Consider the following 16597-nt stretch of genomic DNA (forward strand, 5'->3'; position numbering starts at 1 on the left):
GCGGCCGTCTGGCTGGGAGACCACCTGATGCGGGACTACGCGCGGTTCTGGGGCCGCATGGCGACGGCAGGCGACCCCGTCGAGGCGGCGCAGGCCGAGGCCACGCTGGGCGCCGACATCGTCCGAGACTGGGCGGCCGTCGTGAGCCAGATGTGGCTGCTGCCGATGAGGATCTGGGCGACCTCAGGCCGTGCGGGCGCACCCGGGACACCCGAGGGCTGATCCCACCGCCGGCCCGGCCCACGCACGTTGAACGCGGGTCCACGACATCGCCCGCGCCACCTCACGTTTCTTTTATTGTGCGAACCCGCCGGTTCGCCCGACAGGTCCTTGAGAAGGGGCCTTCCGAAAACACCTGCCGAATTCTGGACAGGACGACCCGGACTATGACACGTCCCATCAGGGTTTCACCGCGAGGGGTCGTTCCGTACCTTGATGTCCGTCGGCATGCTCCTGATCGTCGTTCTGACGTTGCCGTTCATCGGCAGCGTGATCGCCGCCGGCCTGCCCCGTAACGCCCGGACAACCGCGGCCATCCTTTCCTGGGGCGTCGCCCTGGCGAACGTCATCTGTCTGGCGGCGCTCTGGCCGGCGTTCCAGGACGGCGAGGTCATCCGGCAGGAGATCGACTGGCTGCCCGCGCTGGGCGTGTCGCTGGTGCTTCGCCTGGATGGGCTGTCGTGGCTGTTCAGCGCCCTGATCCTGGGGATCGGCGCGCTCGTCGTGCTCTATGCGCGCTACTACATGTCGCCCAAGGACCCCGTGCCGCGGTTCTTCTCGTTCCTGCTGGCCTTCATGGGCGCGATGCAAGGCCTGGTCCTGTCGGGCAACCTGATCCAACTCGTGGTCTTCTGGGAGCTGACCAGCCTCTTCTCGTTCCTGCTGATCGGCTACTGGCACCAGAACGCCTCGGCGCGCGAGGGCGCGCGAATGGCGCTCACCGTCACGGCCACCGGCGGGCTGGCCATGCTGGTCGGGGCGGTTCTGCTGGGCCGCATGGCGGGAAGCTACGACCTGGACGTGGTGCTGGCGGCCCGCGACACGATCCTGGCGGACCCGCTGCACCCGCTGGCGTTGGGCCTGCTGCTTCTGGGGGCGCTGACCAAGAGCGCCCAGTTCCCGTTCCACTTCTGGCTGCCGCGCGCCATGGCCGCGCCCACGCCGGTCAGCGCCTATCTGCACTCGGCGACGATGGTGAAGGCGGGCGTCTTCCTGCTGATGCGCATCTGGCCGATCTTCGCCGACACCCAGATGTGGGAGATCGTGGTGGGCGGAGCGGGTCTGCTCACCCTGCTCTTCGGCGCCTGGTGCGCGATCTACCAGCACGACCTGAAGGGCCTTCTGGCCTATTCCACCATAAGCCACCTGGGCCTGATCGTCCTGCTGCTGGGCCTGGGCAGCGAGCTGGGCGCCGTCGCAGCCATCTTCCACACGGTCAACCACGCCACCTTCAAGGCCTCGCTGTTCATGGCGGCGGGGATCATCGACCACGAGACCGGCACGCGCGACATGCGCAAGCTGAGCGGCTTGCTGCGCTACATGCCCTTCACCGGCGCGCTGGCGATCATCGCGGCGGCGGCGATGGCGGGCGTTCCCCTGCTGAACGGCTTCCTCTCGAAGGAGATGTTCCTGGCCGAGGCCCTCGCGGGCGCCGAGCGGCACGCTCTGTTCGCCGTCCTGCCGGTCCTGGCCACCGTGGCCAGCGCCTTCAGCGTGCTCTACTCGTTGAGGTTCATCCACCAGACCTTCTTCGGGCCACCGCCGACCGAGCTGGAGAAGACCCCACACGAGCCGCCCACCTGGATGCGCCGGCCGGTCGAGGTGCTGGTCGCGCTCTGCCTCCTGGTGGGCGTGCTGCCGGCCATAACCGTCGGCCCGTTCCTGCGCAGCGCGGTCGTCTCGGTGGTCGGCCTCGACCCGCCCTACTACAGCCTGGCGATCTGGCACGGCTTCAACCTGCCGCTGCTGCTCAGCGTGACCGCGCTCGCCACAGGCGTCGGCCTCTATCTGGCGTTCGGCAAGACGATCAACGCCAACCCCGGCGGCGCCCTGGGGCTGCGCCGCTTCAACGGCGGCTACCTGTTCGAGCGCGCCATGACCCAGCTCAATGCGGGCGCGATGGTGGTCGAGAAGGTGGCGGGCACCCGGCGGCTGCAACCCCAGATCCGCGTGATCGTGCTCACGGCCCTGGGATCCGCCTTCGTGGCCGTCGTCGGCGCCGGTCTGGCCGTGAATCCCCCGCCGCTGGCGCCGCGCATCGGGGACTTCGCCTTCGCCGGCCTGTGGATCATCGGCGGGGTCTGCGCCTTCGCCGCGGCCTGGCAGGCCAAGTATCACCGGCTGGCCGCGGTGGTGCTGATGGGCGGCGCGGGGCTGGCCAGCTGCATCTCCTTCATCTGGCTTTCGGCGCCCGACCTGGCGACCACGCAGCTCGTGGTCGAGGTGGTGACCACGGTCCTGCTCCTGCTCGGCCTGCGCTGGCTGCCCAAGCGGAACGAGGCCATCCGCGCCGCGCCGAACGAGGAGCGCCGCTCGAAGCGACGCCGGCGCATCGACCTGGTGATCGCCGCCGCCGTCGGGGCGGGGCTGGCGGCCATATCCTACGCGGTGATGACCCGCCCCCCGGTCGAAGGCCTGTCGCGCTACTTCGTCGAGCACGCCTACAAGGACGCCGGCGGCCGCAACGTCGTGAACGTGATCCTGGTGGACTTCCGGGCGTTCGACACCTTCGGCGAGATCACGGTCCTGGGCGTGGTCGGCCTGACGGTGTTCGCCGTGCTGCGCCGGTTCCGACCCGCGAGCGACAGCCTGCCACGGCCGCCGCAGATGCGCCTGCAGGACGCGTCCGACAATCGGCGCGAGGGCCGCAACGCGGGTGACACCCTGAAGGAGACCATGCTGATCCCGCAGGTGGTGATGCGCTGGATGTTCCCGTTCGTCATCCTGCTGGCGGCCCACCTGTTCCTGCGCGGACACGACCTGCCGGGCGGCGGCTTCGCGGCCGGTGTCGTGGTGGCGATCGCCTTCGTGCTCCAGTACATGGCGTCGGGCGCCCAGTGGGTTGAAGACCGGCTCACGATCCGGCCCATCGCCTGGATCGGAATCGGCCTGCTGATCGCCGCGGCGAGCGGCGCCGGGGCCTGGCTCTTCGGCGCGCCCTTCCTGACCTCGGCCTTCCAGTACGCCGATCTGCCGCTCCTGGGGCGCGTGCCGCTGGCCAGCGCGGTGATCTTCGACCTGGGCGTGGTGGTCCTGGTCGTCGGCGCGACGGTCCTAGTCCTGGTGGCGCTCGCCCACCAGTCGCTCCGCAAGGCCCACAAGGCCGACGAAACGGGACCGGAGGGCGCGGCGTGAAGGAGATCGTGCTGGCCCTGGCGATCGGCGTTCTGTCGGCCTCGGGAACCTGGCTGCTGCTGCGGCCCCGCACCTTCCAGGTGATCATGGGGCTGTCGCTGCTGTCCTATGCGGTGAACATCTTCATCTTCTCGATGGGCCGGCTGAAGACCGCAGCGCCCCCGGTCACAGGAACCGGCGCCGAAGACGTCGCCGCCTATGCGGACCCGACTCCGCAGGCCCTGGTGCTGACCGCCATCGTCATCAGCTTCGCGCTGACCGCCCTGTTCCTGGTGGTCCTGCTGGCGTCCCGCGGCGTGACCGGAAGCGACCATGTGGACGGTCGGGAGCCGCAGGAATGACGGACTGGCACGACCACATCGTCATCGGCCCCATCGTCCTGCCCATGGCGATGGCCGCGGCGATGCTGCTGTTCGACGAGCGCCGGCGCGTCCTCAAGGGCGTGATGAGCCTGGTGGCGATGACCGCCATCCTGGCGATGGCGCTGATCCTGCTGGACGAGAGCGCCAGCGGCGAGACCGCCCGGGTCTACCGCCTGGGCGACTGGGCCGCGCCCTACGGCATCGTGCTGGTGGCCGACCGGCTCTCGACCCTGATGGTGGCGCTGACCAGCGTGCTGGGCGGCTGCGCCCTGGTGTTCGCCCTCGCGCGCTGGGATCGGGCGGGGCCGCGTTTCCACGCCATCTTCCTCCTGCTGGTGATGGGGGTGAACGGCGCGTTTCTCACCGGCGACCTGTTCAACCTGTTCGTCTTCTTCGAGATCATGCTGGCGGCCTCTTACGGCCTGGTGCTGCACGGGTCGGGCGAGGCGCGCATCAAGGCGGGCCTGGGCTACATCGCCGTGAACCTCACGGCCTCGCTGCTGTTCCTGATCGGCGTCGCCCTGATCTACGGCGTAACCGGCACGCTCAACATGGCCGACCTCGTCGCCCGTATCCCGGCGATCCCCGACGCCGACCGCGGCCTCTTCCACGCCGGCGCGGCCATCCTGGGCGTGGCGTTCCTGGTGAAGTGCGCCATGTGGCCGCTCGGCCTCTGGCTGCCGCCCACCTACGCGGCCGCCAGCGCGCCCGCCGCGGCGGTCTTCGCGATTCTGTCGAAGGTGGGGGTCTATGTGGTCATGCGGCTGGGCCTGCTGCTGTTCGGCGCGGGCGCAGGGGCTTCGGCAGGGTTCGGCGGGGCGTGGCTGCTGGTCGGCGGTCTGGCCACCATCGCGTTCGGCACGGCCGGCCTGCTGGCTGCGCGCGACCTCTCCCGCGCCGCAGCCTACGCCGTCATGGTGTCGTCGGGCACGGTTCTGGCGATCCTGGGATCGGGCCATCCCGACGCCCTGGCCGGCGCCATCTTCTACATGGTCGGGTCGACCCTGGCCTGCGGGGCGTTGTTCCTCGTGGGCGAGATCCTCCAGCGCAGCCAGGAGGCCGACGCCGACACGGGCCGCGCGGTCTTCGACGACGAGTACCACGACCCGTTCGACGACGAGGAACGCAACGAACCCGGCCTGGTCATTCCCGCCGCCGTGGCCGCCGTGGCCGGCGCCTTCCTGGTCTGCACGCTGATGGTGGCCGGCCTGCCGCCGCTCGCGGGCTTCGTCGGCAAGCTGGCCATGATGGACGCGCTCATGCAGGTGGGCGACACCGCCGCCTGGTGGATCATCGCCCTACTCTCCCTCTCCAGCCTGGGCGCGCTGATCGGACTGGTCCGGCTGGGCATCCGCGCCATCTGGGCCACCGAGGGCGACCGGCCGCCCTTCGTCGTCGGCGCCGCGGAATTCGCCGGCCTCGGCGTCCTGCTCGCGGCGTGCGTCCTCCTCGCGATCTTCGGCAACGCCGGGGTGCTGTACGCCCAGCACACGGCCGAGTGGCTGGCGCGGCCCGAGGCGTACGCGAACGCCGTGCTGGCCGGGGACGGCCGATGAGACGCCTGCTACCCCATCCCCTGCTGTCGCTCGGCGTCTTCGTCGCCTCGATCCTGATGAGCGCCTCGACCGGCCCGCCCGCCCTGGCGCTGGCCGCCCTCGCCGCCGTCGTGGCGCCCCAGCTGATGCGGCCCTTCCGGATCGACCCGGTCCGGATCCGGTCGCCCCGCGCGCTCGTCCAGCTCACGGTCATCGTCCTGACCGACATCCTCCGCTCCAACTGGGCGGTCGGGCAGATCCTCCTGTCCGGCCGGCGACGGGAGCGCGTCTCGGGCTTCATCCACGTCCCGCTGGACCTCAAGGACCGTCACGCCCTGGCCGTGCTGGCCATCATCGTCACCAGCACGCCCGGGACACTGTGGGTGGAGTACGAGCGGGCCAACGGCCGCCTGCTTCTCCATGTGCTCGACCTCGTGGACGAGGAGACCTGGATCCGGCTCATCAAGGACCGGTACGAGCGGCTGCTGAAGGAGATCTTCGAATGACGATGCTCTTCGTCTGGGGGCTCGCCCTGGCGCAACTGATGCTCGTGGCGGCCATGGGCGTCGCGGTGTGGCGGATCGTCGTCGGCCCGCGGGCGCAGGACCGCATCCTCGGAATGGATACGCTCTACCTGAACGGCATGCTGCTGATCGTGGTCTTCGGCGTCCGCACCGGCAGCCCGCTCTATTTCGAGGCGGCGCTGATCATCGGCATGCTGGGCTTCGCCGCCACGGTGGCCCTGGCCAAGTTCCTCATGCGCGGCGAGGTGATCGAATGATCCCCGCCGATCTTCCCGCCTGGGCCGTGGTGACGGTCGTCGTCCTGGCGGTCGCCGGCTCGGCGATCTCCCTCCTCGGAGCGACGGGCCTGGTGCGGTTGACGTCGTTCTACGAGCGGGTGCACGCCCCCACCCTGGGCGCCACGCTGGGCACAGTGCTGGTCCTTTCGGCCTCGGCGCTGTTCTTCGGACTGGTCGAACAGCGCTTCCTGCCGCGCGAGCTGCTGATCGGCGCCTTCCTGACCGTCACCACGCCCGTCACCCTGATCCTGCTGGCCCGCGCGGCCCTGTTCCGCGACCGGGCCGAGGATGAGCGCAAGAACCCCGAGCCCTGACCCCGGCGCCTGACCGACCGCCTTCAGCGACGGGCCGGCAGGGCGTACGCGATGACCTGATCGCCCACCGGCGTCTCCATGAAGTGGTGACCCCCGGTCATGATCACCACGTACTGGCGGCCGCCCCACTCGTAGGTCATGGGCGTGGCCTGGCCCCCGGCCGGCAGGACATCGCGCCACAGGGTGCGCCCCGTCCGCAGGTCGATCGCCCGGATCAGATTGTCGGTGGCGGCTGCGACGAACACCACGCCTCCGGCGGTCACCACCGCCCCGCCGTTGTTGGGGGTCCCGATCTCGACGGACAGCATCGAGGGAATGCCGAACGGGCCGTTGCGACGCGCCTCGCCCAGCGGCCGGTCCCAGAGCGTACGACCGGTCCTCAGGTCGATGGCGCGAACGCCGCCATACGGCGGGCGCTTGCAGAGAAGGCCGGTGACCGGCAAGCGCCATCCGGCGTTCACGTCCACGCCGTAGGGCGTTCCCACCTGCGGGTCGCCCGCGCCCTCGGCGCCGCCCAGGTCCCCGCCACGGGCCTGGCTGCGCGGGGTCCAGCCCTTCCGGTCGACCGTCGCGCGGGGAACCAGACGGTTGTAGTTGGGCATGTCGTTGTAGTTGGCGACGATCACGCCGCGCCGGGGATCGACGGCCACGCCGCCCCAGTCCGAGCCGCCGTTGTAGCCGGGATACTGAATCCACCGGCGGTCCGCGGTGGGCGGCGTGTACATGCCCTCGTACGCCGCCCGGCGGAACTGGATGCGGCAGATCATCTGGTCGATCGGCGACATGCCCCACATGTCGCGTTCGCTCAGCCGGGGCCGGGCCAGGGTATGGTAGGCCGAGAACGGCTGGGTGGCCGCCCGCTGCGCCGGCTCGACGCCGCCCTGAGGGACCCTCCGCTCGTCCACCCGGGTCAGGGGGCGGCCGGTGCGCCGATCCAGGACATAGAGGTCGCCCTGCTTGCTGGGAAGGATCAGGGCGGGGATCGCGCCGGCGGCGGTCGGGAAGTCCACCAGGGTGGCCTGGCTGCCGAGGTCGTAGTCCCAGACGTCCTTGCGGACGGTCTGGAAGCGCCACGCCGGGTTCCCCGTCTCCACATCCAGCGCCACCAGCGACGTCGAGAAGGCGTTCTCCTGAGGCGAGCGGTCGCTGCTCCAGTAATCGACCGCCGAGTTGCCCATCGGCAGATAGACCAGGCCCAGGGTCTCGTCCCCGGTCGCGGTGGTCCAGCTGTTGGGCGTGCCACGGGTGTAGGTGACGTCCGGCGCCGCCGGCGCCGTCTGGCCCGGCCGGCCGAGATCCCATGCCCATCGCTGAGCGCCGGTGATGGCGTCGAAGCCCTGGATGACCCCGGACGGGGCGTCGTTCTGCTGGCCGTCCAGCACCTGATGGCCGGTGACGATCACGCCGCGGACGATCACGGGCGGCGAGGTGATCGAGACCATGCCCGGTTCGACGTCGCCCATCCCCTGCTTGATGTCGACCTGGCCTTCGCGCCCGAAGTCGGCGCAGGGCGCACCCGTCCGAGCGTCCACGGCGATCAACCGGCCGTCCAGCGTGCCCTCGACGACCCGCGCTGCACAAGCTTGGGTCGGGTCGGCGGCGGGGACTCGGAAATAGGTCACCCCGCGACAGGCGGCGGTGTAGGGAATCCAGTCGTCGGAGACCTTGGGATCGTAGCGCCAGCGCTCGGCGCCGGTCGCCGGGTCGAGCGCGATCAGGATGTTCTTGGCCGAGCAGAGGTAGAGGGTGTCGCCCACCTTCAGCGGCGTGGTCTCGGCGCCGTAGTTGTTCCGCGCGCGCTCACTGGGCAGGTCGCGGGTATGCGCCAGCCACACCCGCTCCAGTTGGCGCACATTCTGTGGCATGATCTGCGCGAGGGGCGAGTAGCGCCGGGCGGCGTACGAGCCCCCGTAGGCCGGCCAGTCCCGGCCCGCCGGCGCCGGCGACGGGTCCCCCATGACGAGCTGGGCGGCAGGCAGCGCACCGGGCGCCGCCCGCCCCGAGATCCATATCCCGACGCCGCCGATGACGACGGCCACGGCCAGGGCCGCGACCCCGCCCAGCGCGGCGCCGCGCGCGAGCCGAGAGCGGGAGAGCGCCGGGACCAGCGCCATGGCGATCAGGAACAGGACCGCGGGCCCGACCACGCGCGGGACCAGGGCCCAGCCGTCGAACCCCACCTCCCAGACCGCCCAGGCCAGAGTGGCGGCGAATACGGCGGCATAGACCCAGGCGCCCAGCACGCGCCCGAACCCGAAGAACACCGCCGCCACGATCAGGCCCGTTCCGGCGATCAGATAGTAGGGCGATCCGCCGATCACGGTGAGCCAGGCGCCCCCCGACAGGAGCACAAGGCCGATCAAGGCCAACAGCGCGGCGAACGCAGCCGCCAGCCATTGGCCGAACGTGCGCGGGCCCCACCCGTGAAGGGGATTCATCGCACGCCTCCCTCGATGCCCTCGGCTGCAACTTAGAACAGGCCTGGGGCGCTCGGGTTCCAGACCCTGTCACAGTCGAGTTCGTGCACTGAAGACCGCGGACGGGGGCGTCAGTCCTTGAGGGCGCGGGCGTCAGTCCTTGAGCCTGATCTTCTTCTCGATCGTGACGTCGGCCTTCTCGGCCTTCTTCCGCTGTTCGAAGACCCGGCGCATGTGGCGGAGGTCGGCGTCGCCCAGGCGCTTCTCGGCCGCGACGAACTGTTCCTGCTCCTCCTCGCCGATGTGGTGCAGATATTCCGCCTTCAGCCCGGCGAAGCGCCGCAGCCACCCCGGCGAGCCCATGTCGCGGGCGGCGAGGTCCGCCAGCATGTCGTCGATCTCCTTGTGCTCGGCCACCGCGTGGCGCGCGAAGTCGGTCGTCGCGGGATCGCGCAGCACCGTCGACCACAGCGCCTGCTCCTCGGCGGCGGCGTGGGCCTTGAGTTCGCGGACCAGCTCGCGAAACAGTCTCTGCCGCGTATCCGAGTTTCCGTGGGTCTCCTCGATCATGGCCAGCAGCGCGCGGTGCCGGTCGTGATCCTCGACCAGGCGCCCGAAGACGTCGGGGTCGCCCCGGAACTTCGTCTTCGGCGTGCTGCCGAGGCGTACGGGCAGTTCAGGCGCCATGGCCTTGGCCTTCTCGACCGCGGCGCTCTTGGCCCGTTGCGCCCGGCCCGGCGCCCCCGAGGGCATGGCGGAGGGCTTTCGGGTGCGGGTCATCGTCTGGGCAGTCATTGGCGTCCTCGCTTCCAGGCCAGATCGGGTCCGGGCGTTCGGCGGCGCCGGCCCGGCCGGGAAAGCTACGCAGCCGGCCGCGGAAGGTTCCCGGCGAAGTGACCGGAACGCCGGCGACAGGGCTTCGACACCGGACGCGGGCCGGAAGATCGGCGACGAGCCGGCCTGCGGACGGGTCAGGCGTTGAGGTGGGCCGCGATCGCCTCGTAGGCCGGCAGGGACACCCGATCGAGTGGCCCGTTCCCGTTGGCGGCGGTCGGGTGGGAGGCGAAGCGGGCGATCACCATCTCGGCGCCCGGCGCCACGTAGCAGACCTGACCGTGGATCCCCCGCGCGGAATAGGCCCCGAACCGGTTGTGGCTCACCCACCATTGGTTCCGGTAGCTCCAGCCCGGCAGGGTGACATAGCCAGCCTTGGCGAAGTCCTCCTTGCGGGCGCCGCCGGCGATGTCGTCGACGACCGCGCGCGGGACCACCTGCCGCCCGGCCACGGCGCCGCCCAGCCGCATCATCTCGCCGAAGCGCGCGAGATCGCGCGTGGTGACGTTCAGGCCGGCACCGCACAGCGCGAAGCCCGTGGAATCGACCATGACGTAGCCGTCTTCCTCCGCCCCCAGATTCCGCCAGATGCGCTCCGACACCAGTTCCGCGAACGGCTTGTCCGCCGCGCGCTGGACGATCCAGCCCAGCACCTCGGTGTTGCAGGTCTTGTAGGCGAAGGCCTCGCCATGCTCGCCCTGCTTCTGCAGCGTTCTCAGGAAATCGAAGATGGTCGTCGGTCCCGCATAGCCCTTGGGCGGCGGCGACCAGCCGGCGGCGACGCCGTAGAAGCGCACCTCGGCGTCTGGATCGACGTAGTCCTCCCGGTAGCGGACGCCCGTGGTCATATCCATGACGTGGCGCACGGTCGCGTCGCCGAACGCGCTTCCGGCGAGCTCGGGGACATATTCGGTCACCGGCGCGCCGGGGTCGATCGCCCCCTCATGCGCGAGGACAGCGGCGAGCAGGCCGGCGAACGACTTGGTCACCGACATGGCCAGGTGCGGGATGTGCGGCTGGAGCGCGCCGCGGTAGGTCTCGTAGACCACCGCCCCGCGGTGCAGGACCACGAGTCCGTCGGTGAACATCTCCTCGACGCTCTCGCCCCAGGTCGTCGGACGACCGTCCAGGGTGACGAACGGCACGGCGTCCAGATCGTCGCGCAGGCTGAGCGGCAGAACCGTGGCGGACGCCGGCCCGCGCCGGATGGCGGCGGATGGTCCCAGTTCGCGCTGGTGACTGAAGCTCCAGCGCGTGTTGGGGAAGCGCCAGCTCGTTGTGTCGACGGCCCGCACGGTCTTCTCGGGCGGCGGCGGGAAGCCCCGCATCACGGCGAGCGCGGCGGGATCGGTCGAGGCCGCGGTCGGGGCGGGTTGGACGGAGTCGGGCATGGCGGACGCCTCTGAGGACGGGAAGCCCCCATCCCATCCCCTTCCCGCCGGAACCGCAAGGCGGTCGCCACGTCAGGACGCGCCGAAGCCGTGGAGGGGGCCGTGGGGAGCGACGTAATGACGGCCCTGCTGCTCGCCGCAACCCGTATCCATCGACCTCGTCGCCGCGGCCTCTGCGCGGCTCATGCGCGGGTTCGGCCGGCGGACAGAAGCTCGTCCAGGACCTCCTCCGTATGCTCGCCGAGGATGGGCGCGGGCCTGAGCAGCGCCGGGCGGACACCGTCGTAGGCGAAGGGCGCCGCCGGGATGACATGGCGGCCGACGTAGCGCCGCTCCATCTCGGGCCAGAAGCCGGCCTCGGCGAGTTGCGGCAGATAGGCCAGAACATCGCCTCGAAGCACGGGCGCGGCGGGGACGCCGGCCGACTGAAGCCGCCCGGCGGCGAACTCGGCGTCCTGCGGCGCGGCCCAGGACGCCAGCGCGGCCTCGATCGCATCGGCCCGCGCCGCCCGTCCCTCGACCCGCGACAACGTCGGATCGTCCGCCCAGTCGTCCCGGCCGAGGACGCCGCAGAGGGCGCGCCAGGCCCGGGGTCCGTCCACCGCCACGGCCAGCCAGCAATCCTCCCCGCCTGCGGCGACCACCGCTGTCGGCGCCGCTCGCGGCCGGCGGCTGCCGGTCCGGGGTAACGGCCCCTCGGTGAACTGCTGGGCGACGACGGCGTCCGCCGCGAACTGAAACAGGCAGGCGACCTGCGCGAGATCGATCTCTGCGCCGCCCGCACGCTCTCGGGCGTAGAGGGCCGAAAGTACGGCCGCCGCGGCGAAGAGTCCCGCGATCGGGTCGCCGAACGCCACATGCTGCAGGCAGGGCGCCCAGCCGTCGCAGCCGTTGACGAACGGCAGGCCCGACGCCTGCTCCACCGTCGAACCATAGGCGCGGATGCCCGACAGCGGCCCGCCGGCGCCGAAGGCGGGCATGGAGACCGCCACCAGTCCGGGGTTCAGCTCGCGCCGGACGGCGCTGCCCAGCCCGAGCTTGTCCATGACGCCGGCCGCGAAATTCTCGACCACGACATCGGCGCCCGCCACCAGTTCCCTGGCCTTCGAGACTCCGTCGGGGGTCAGCAGATCGAGAACCACGCCCCGCTTGTTGCGGTTCATCGAGATGAAGCTGAATTTCGTCTCGCGCGGGGGCGGATCGCCCGCCTCGTCCGCCTCCCATCCGCGCCACCAGTCCGGATGGCTCTCGGATTCGATCTTCACCACGTCGGCTCCCAGATCGCCGAGGGTGCGCGCGCAGAGGGGGCCGGCCCAGCCCATGGAGAAGTCGACCACGCGCACCCCGCGCAGAGGCGCCTGCGGCGGGCCGGATTCCAACGCCGGAGCCGCCCCCCCGAACATCATCCGCCAGGGAAGATTGGGCGCGGTGATCTCGCCTTCGCCGAAGGGACCGAAGGCGCCGCGCTCGGCCCAGTGGTCCACCTTCGGCAGTTCGGCGAGATCGGGCATGGGCGTCGCCGGAATCCGCGCCGCATCCGACAGCGCGACCCACTCGGCGGTGGAGCGGGCGAGGAACAGCGGGGCGAGCAAGGCGTCGATCTCGTCGGCGGCCAGCAGGCGCTCGACCGTGGTTGCGAAGCGCGGCGCCTCGGCCAGCTCCGGGCGGCCCAATATGCCGCACAGGCCCTTCCATTGGGCGGGCGTCAGCGTCGAGACCCCAAGCCAGCCGTCGGCGGTGCGGTAGCTGGTGCAGGGATAGGTGGGGACGAAACGGTTCACCCCGAGGCGCACCGAACCGCCGCCTTCCATCAACGCCGAGACGGCCCCCGTCTCGGTCAGGCACATGAAGGCCTCGAAGACATTCACGGACACACGACCGGGTCGAGGGTGGGCGAGGAGCGCGCCCAGCGCCGCGTTGAAGGCGGTGACGCCGGCCGTGATCTGCGGGCCATGTCCCTGCGACAGGATCGGCGGTCCGTCCTTCGGGCCGAACGGATAGGTGACGCCGGTCAGCGCCTGGATCAGTTCGTCGGTTCCCCGCCACTGCGTCCACGGACCTTCGGCATGGAACCAGGTCAGTTCGAGCAGGACGGCGTCCAGCCTGCCGGCCAGGGCGGCGGCCTCGACGAGGTCGGCCGGGTCCTGACCTCCGATGACGAGGTCGGCCGACGCGGGCGCGCCCGCGACCTTTCCCTGATCGAGCCAGCGGCCATAGGCGCGCCCGGCCTCACCCGCGTAGCCGATGGCGGCGTCGTCGCCGCCCGCTGCCCGCGTCACGGTGGCCCCGAGCCGGGCGAACAGCCGGCCGCAGTAGCGCACGGCCACACCGCGTGACGCTTCGACCACGACGAGCCCCTCGAGCAGTCGATGCATCACGGCCCTCCCAGAACGGTTGCGCGCTTTACACCCTCCTGCTTACTGGTAATGTGTTACCAATACAATCGTGGAGGAACAGGCCCATGTCGCTGGATGTCGATCGAGACCCCTATGCCGTTCCTGACGACCTCGCGGCCCGCATCGACGCGCTGGACCTGCGCCAGAACATCGTGGACCTGGTGGACCAGGGTTACACGGTCATCCGGGACCCAAAGGCCATCGCCCTTGCCGACGAGGTGCGGGAGGCGATCATCCGCTGCGTGCCCGCCGCCCCCGAGGCGAAGGCGCCGACCCGCTTCACCCTGCTCGATCAGGACCCGGTGTTCGCCGAGGCGATCACCACCCCGAAACTGCTGGCGCTGGTGGAATACCTGCTGGGTCGCGGGGCGCTGTTCTCGCAGCTTTCGGGTTCACGCCGCCGGCCGGGGCCTCAGTCCCTGGGACTGCACGCGGACAACAGCTGGTTCCCCGCCCCCTTTCCCGACTGGGAGATCATGGCGACCGGCTGCTTCGTCACCGACGAATTCACCGAGGAATCCGGCGCCACCCTGGTGATCCCGGGCACCCACAAGCTGAAGGACCATCCGCCGAAGGAACGGCGGGAAAGTCTGGAGGGCGCGGTTCCCATCGTGGCGCCCAAGGGCTCCATCTGCCTGTGGAACGGTTCGGTCTGGCACGGCAACTATCCCCGGCGGCTTCCCGGCGAGCGCGTCGTCCTCCACATGACCTACACCCGCGTCGGAATGCAGCCGATCGAGACCTACGATCACCTGGACGAGACATGGTTCGCCGACAAGGACCCGGCGCTCCCCACCCTGCTCGGCCGCCACAACTTCCTCGGCCGCCGTCACGGCTGGAAGCAGAACGATCGCGAGCTTCTGAAGGAGACCTACCAGCAGGTGCACGGCCCGGGGTTCCGGGCCTGAGCCGTCAGGCGTCACCGCCGCCGAGAACCTCGCGCGTCGGCGCCTGGAAATCCAGAAGCTGGTCCTGATAGCGCTTTGCACGGTCGCGCAGACGCGCGGCGTGAGGCTCGGTCGCGACGCCGGCCAGGATGACCGCCCACCCGAAGCCGATGCGTGGCTCGACGTAGCTGATGTCGTAGGTGCTGCTGGCCCAGGTGCGGACATTGGCCGCAAAGATGTCCATCAGCGTCTCGGAAAGCACCCGGGTGTCGATGTCGTCGTCCAGCATCCCCGCCCGGTACGCCCGACGCATGGCGGCCTCGAATCGCTCGGGATTCTCGCGACCGGGCTCGGTCTCGGAGCCACCGGAATAGGCGTGGGTCGCGCGGAACAGCGCCCGGTAGAAAGGCTGGTTCTCGGCGTAGAATGCGACGCCGACGGTCAGCGTCGCGAAGAAGAAGTCGAACACGTCGGTGTCGCCGATCGGCCAGAGGCGCGTCTGGAAGATCGCCTGCTCTTCCTTGAGCAGCGCCCGGATGATGCCGACCTTCGAACCGAACAGCTCATAGGGGGTGCGCAGGCTCACCTGTCCCCGCGCCGCCAGCTCGCGCATGGACAGCTCGAAGCCACCACTTTCCCGGATGATCTCGCGCGCCACCCTGAGGATGCGCGTCGACCGATCCTCGGTCGATTTCCTTGATGCTTCCATGAAGCCTTTTACTTCTCACCCTACAGTCGGCCGCGGAAAACCCGCCGCCGCCATCATTCCCTGCGCGACGCAACCATGACCTGCAAAGGATCGGCAAGCTACGTTGACCGAGATTGGTAACGAGTTATCATTCATGCGTACAGAGGCTCGAAGGTTCCGCGCGGCGGAAGGAAACGCATTGACCGACATCACGGACACGAAACTCGCCTTCGCCGGACCGGAATGGATCGCCGCAGCCGAAGCCATCCTTGAGGACCTCGCGGCGACACATGGCGAAGCGGGCCAGCGCTTCAGCCTGTGCGAGCGATTCACGGACGCCCCGGTCGAAATCTCGCCCTCCGGCCTCGCCGCGTGGTGGTTCCGGCTGGACGGCCAGACGGTCGAGGTGGGCGCCGGCGAGATCGGCGACGCCGATGCGACCGTGACAGCCGACTACGTCGCCACCCTGCCCGTCGCGCGACTGGTCTACACGCCCGAGGTCATCGCCGAGCGCCGGGCCAAGCGCGAGCGAGGCGAACTTCCCAGCCAGCAAGGCGACTGGTCGCGCGCCCCGCGGTGGCTGACCGAACTCCACAACCGGCTGGCGGTCATCACCGCCTGATCTGGCCCCCGTCCGGGCGCGCGCACCGCCGCCCGGACGCAAGTTCCGGCTCGCCGGCCTACGGCTTGCCGCTGCGGGCGATGCGCTGGGTGTAGCGCAGCTTCACCGGATCGGCGCCCCCGCTCTCCACGGTCGTCGCGCCGAGGAACAGCTTGCGGCCCAGGAGGTCGGCGATCCCTTCGGGCTGGCTGGCGACCCAGGCGTCGTCCAGATGGCTGTAATCCTCGACCGGCGCGAACCCGACGCGGGTGTAGGTCATGTGCATCACCACGCGGTCGCCGGGAATCTCGCGCGGGTAGTTGCCGTGCCACACCGAGCCGTCCCAGAGGCAGAGCGATCCTTTGGGCGCCACGATCGGCACCATCCCTTCCTGGATGCGGCACTCCTCCTCGCTGGGATGGCGCTTGAGGACGTGGGTTCCCGGGATGATGGAGGTGCAGCCTCCTTCCTTGGTGAACTCGTCCGTCACCCAGCATGCCGTCGCCATGATCTCCCAGTTCGGGAACGGCGCGGGGAACCAGCTGTTGTCGGCATGCAGCACCAACGGCGCCGCGCCTTCGCCGCGGATCGAACTGGTGAGCTGGCTGAGGATCGCGCCGCGTCCCACCAGGAACTCCACCAAGGCCAGAAGCCGGGGCACCAGGACCGCTTCCGAAAACACCGGGTCCCGCCCCAGCAGAAGGGCGGCGCTCTGGCCGGTGCGCGGCGGTCCCGTCTCCTCGGCCAGGCGCACGATCGCTTCGCGCACCCGATCGGTCAGGGCGTGCGCCACCGGATCCTGGATGATCGTGTAGCCCTGATCGACCAGTTCGCGGACGTTTTCCCGGAGGCCCAGCGCGTCGATCTTCGGCGCCAGGAACTCGGGAACTTCATAGGGGTCGGCAGTGTCGAGCGGCATTTGAGGGTTCCCCGGAATCCGTTCGTTGCATTGGGTTGGTAACGCGTTATCATCCTGCGCAACGGCGGCGTCAAGCAACGGCTGCCGACACACCGGG

At 70.2% G+C, this 16597-nt stretch carries 15 protein-coding genes; 9 read left to right on the top strand and 6 right to left on the bottom strand.

The window, feature by feature from the left end; all coding sequences use genetic code 11:
• The first annotated feature begins 27 nt into the window (after positions 1–27).
• The 7 genes from ABS78_RS00725 (at position 28) to mnhG (ending at position 6367) form a co-directional block, all read left to right on the top strand.
• On the top strand, positions 28–222 hold the full coding sequence (locus ABS78_RS00725; protein ID WP_293373868.1) for a hypothetical protein: 195 nt from the start codon (positions 28–30) through the stop codon (positions 220–222).
• 225 nt (positions 223–447) lie between these two features.
• Complete coding sequence (locus ABS78_RS00730; protein WP_293373870.1) at positions 448–3354, top strand: monovalent cation/H+ antiporter subunit A; 2907 nt, start codon at positions 448–450, stop codon at positions 3352–3354.
• A complete protein-coding gene (locus ABS78_RS00735) occupies positions 3351–3695 on the top strand; it encodes a Na+/H+ antiporter subunit C (protein ID WP_293373872.1) in 345 nt (114 codons plus the stop codon). Before ABS78_RS00730 ends, ABS78_RS00735 begins: the two co-directional genes overlap by 4 nt.
• The gene (locus ABS78_RS00740) at positions 3692–5272 is read left to right on the top strand and encodes a monovalent cation/H+ antiporter subunit D (protein ID WP_293373874.1); all 1581 of its coding nucleotides are present in this window, start codon (positions 3692–3694) and stop codon (positions 5270–5272) included. The genes ABS78_RS00735 and ABS78_RS00740 overlap by 4 nt, the downstream gene beginning before the upstream one ends.
• The gene (locus ABS78_RS00745; protein WP_293373876.1) at positions 5269–5757 is read left to right on the top strand and encodes a Na+/H+ antiporter subunit E; all 489 of its coding nucleotides are present in this window, start codon (positions 5269–5271) and stop codon (positions 5755–5757) included. The genes ABS78_RS00740 and ABS78_RS00745 overlap by 4 nt, the downstream gene beginning before the upstream one ends.
• Positions 5754–6032 (top strand): K+/H+ antiporter subunit F, encoded by a 279-nt coding sequence (locus ABS78_RS00750; protein ID WP_293373878.1) that lies wholly within the window; start codon positions 5754–5756, stop codon positions 6030–6032. Before ABS78_RS00745 ends, ABS78_RS00750 begins: the two co-directional genes overlap by 4 nt.
• Positions 6029–6367 carry a monovalent cation/H(+) antiporter subunit G gene (gene mnhG, locus ABS78_RS00755; RefSeq protein WP_293373880.1) on the top strand — a complete coding sequence of 113 codons (339 nt, stop codon included), beginning with the start codon at positions 6029–6031 and terminating at the stop codon, positions 6365–6367. Before ABS78_RS00750 ends, mnhG begins: the two co-directional genes overlap by 4 nt.
• 23 nt (positions 6368–6390) lie before the next feature.
• Here mnhG and ABS78_RS00760 read toward each other — a convergent pair whose 3' ends face one another.
• The 4 genes from ABS78_RS00760 to ABS78_RS00775 form a co-directional block, all read right to left on the bottom strand.
• Positions 6391–8805: a membrane-bound PQQ-dependent dehydrogenase, glucose/quinate/shikimate family gene (locus ABS78_RS00760; protein ID WP_293373882.1), complete on the bottom strand. Its 2415-nt coding sequence runs from the start codon at positions 8803–8805 to the stop codon at positions 6391–6393.
• A 132-nt stretch (positions 8806–8937) separates the two neighbouring features.
• Complete coding sequence (locus ABS78_RS00765) at positions 8938–9579, bottom strand: hemerythrin domain-containing protein (protein WP_293373884.1); 642 nt, start codon at positions 9577–9579, stop codon at positions 8938–8940.
• Between the two features lie 176 nt (positions 9580–9755).
• Positions 9756–11009 (bottom strand): serine hydrolase, encoded by a 1254-nt coding sequence (locus ABS78_RS00770; protein ID WP_293373886.1) that lies wholly within the window; start codon positions 11007–11009, stop codon positions 9756–9758.
• 182 nt (positions 11010–11191) lie between these two features.
• Positions 11192–13384, bottom strand: a complete 2193-nt coding sequence (locus tag ABS78_RS00775) for a CoA transferase (RefSeq protein ID WP_293373887.1) — start codon at positions 13382–13384, stop codon at positions 11192–11194.
• Positions 13385–13470: 86 nt separating this feature from the next.
• Between ABS78_RS00775 and ABS78_RS00780 the strand changes: the two genes are divergently transcribed.
• Positions 13471–14313 (top strand): phytanoyl-CoA dioxygenase family protein, encoded by an 843-nt coding sequence (locus ABS78_RS00780; protein ID WP_293373889.1) that lies wholly within the window; start codon positions 13471–13473, stop codon positions 14311–14313.
• 4 nt (positions 14314–14317) lie between these two features.
• On the opposite strand, the gene ABS78_RS00785 is transcribed toward ABS78_RS00780, so the two are convergent.
• Complete coding sequence (locus tag ABS78_RS00785) at positions 14318–15001, bottom strand: TetR/AcrR family transcriptional regulator (protein WP_293373891.1); 684 nt, start codon at positions 14999–15001, stop codon at positions 14318–14320.
• Positions 15002–15179: 178 nt separating this feature from the next.
• Between ABS78_RS00785 and ABS78_RS00790 the strand changes: the two genes are divergently transcribed.
• Positions 15180–15602 carry a hypothetical protein gene (locus ABS78_RS00790; protein ID WP_293373893.1) on the top strand — a complete coding sequence of 141 codons (423 nt, stop codon included), beginning with the start codon at positions 15180–15182 and terminating at the stop codon, positions 15600–15602.
• Positions 15603–15660: 58 nt separating this feature from the next.
• Here the strand turns inward: ABS78_RS00790 and ABS78_RS00795 are convergent, their stop codons facing one another.
• Positions 15661–16500 carry a phytanoyl-CoA dioxygenase family protein gene (locus ABS78_RS00795; RefSeq protein WP_293373895.1) on the bottom strand — a complete coding sequence of 280 codons (840 nt, stop codon included), beginning with the start codon at positions 16498–16500 and terminating at the stop codon, positions 15661–15663.
• Positions 16501–16597 lie beyond the last annotated feature (97 nt).

Origin of the sequence: Phenylobacterium sp. SCN 70-31, assembly GCF_001724605.1 — a bacterium.
In the GTDB taxonomy this organism is placed as follows: domain Bacteria; phylum Pseudomonadota; class Alphaproteobacteria; order Caulobacterales; family Caulobacteraceae; genus Phenylobacterium.

Bases quoted from the DNA above. Each gene is read 5' to 3' on its own strand.
- ABS78_RS00725 (WP_293373868.1), top strand. From the start codon at position 28: ATGCGGGACTACGCGCGGTTCTGGGGCCGCATGGCGACGGCAGGCGAC.
- ABS78_RS00730 (WP_293373870.1), top strand. From the start codon at position 448: ATGCTCCTGATCGTCGTTCTGACGTTGCCGTTCATCGGCAGCGTGATC.
- ABS78_RS00740 (WP_293373874.1), top strand. From the start codon at position 3,692: ATGACGGACTGGCACGACCACATCGTCATCGGCCCCATCGTCCTGCCC.
- ABS78_RS00745 (WP_293373876.1), top strand. From the start codon at position 5,269: ATGAGACGCCTGCTACCCCATCCCCTGCTGTCGCTCGGCGTCTTCGTC.
- ABS78_RS00750 (WP_293373878.1), top strand. From the start codon at position 5,754: ATGACGATGCTCTTCGTCTGGGGGCTCGCCCTGGCGCAACTGATGCTC.
- mnhG (WP_293373880.1), top strand. From the start codon at position 6,029: ATGATCCCCGCCGATCTTCCCGCCTGGGCCGTGGTGACGGTCGTCGTC.
- ABS78_RS00760 (WP_293373882.1), bottom strand. From the start codon at position 8,805: ATGAATCCCCTTCACGGGTGGGGCCCGCGCACGTTCGGCCAATGGCTG.
- ABS78_RS00765 (WP_293373884.1), bottom strand. From the start codon at position 9,579: ATGACTGCCCAGACGATGACCCGCACCCGAAAGCCCTCCGCCATGCCC.
- ABS78_RS00770 (WP_293373886.1), bottom strand. From the start codon at position 11,009: ATGCCCGACTCCGTCCAACCCGCCCCGACCGCGGCCTCGACCGATCCC.
- ABS78_RS00775 (WP_293373887.1), bottom strand. From the start codon at position 13,384: ATGCATCGACTGCTCGAGGGGCTCGTCGTGGTCGAAGCGTCACGCGGT.
- ABS78_RS00780 (WP_293373889.1), top strand. From the start codon at position 13,471: ATGTCGCTGGATGTCGATCGAGACCCCTATGCCGTTCCTGACGACCTC.
- ABS78_RS00785 (WP_293373891.1), bottom strand. From the start codon at position 15,001: ATGGAAGCATCAAGGAAATCGACCGAGGATCGGTCGACGCGCATCCTC.
- ABS78_RS00795 (WP_293373895.1), bottom strand. From the start codon at position 16,500: ATGCCGCTCGACACTGCCGACCCCTATGAAGTTCCCGAGTTCCTGGCG.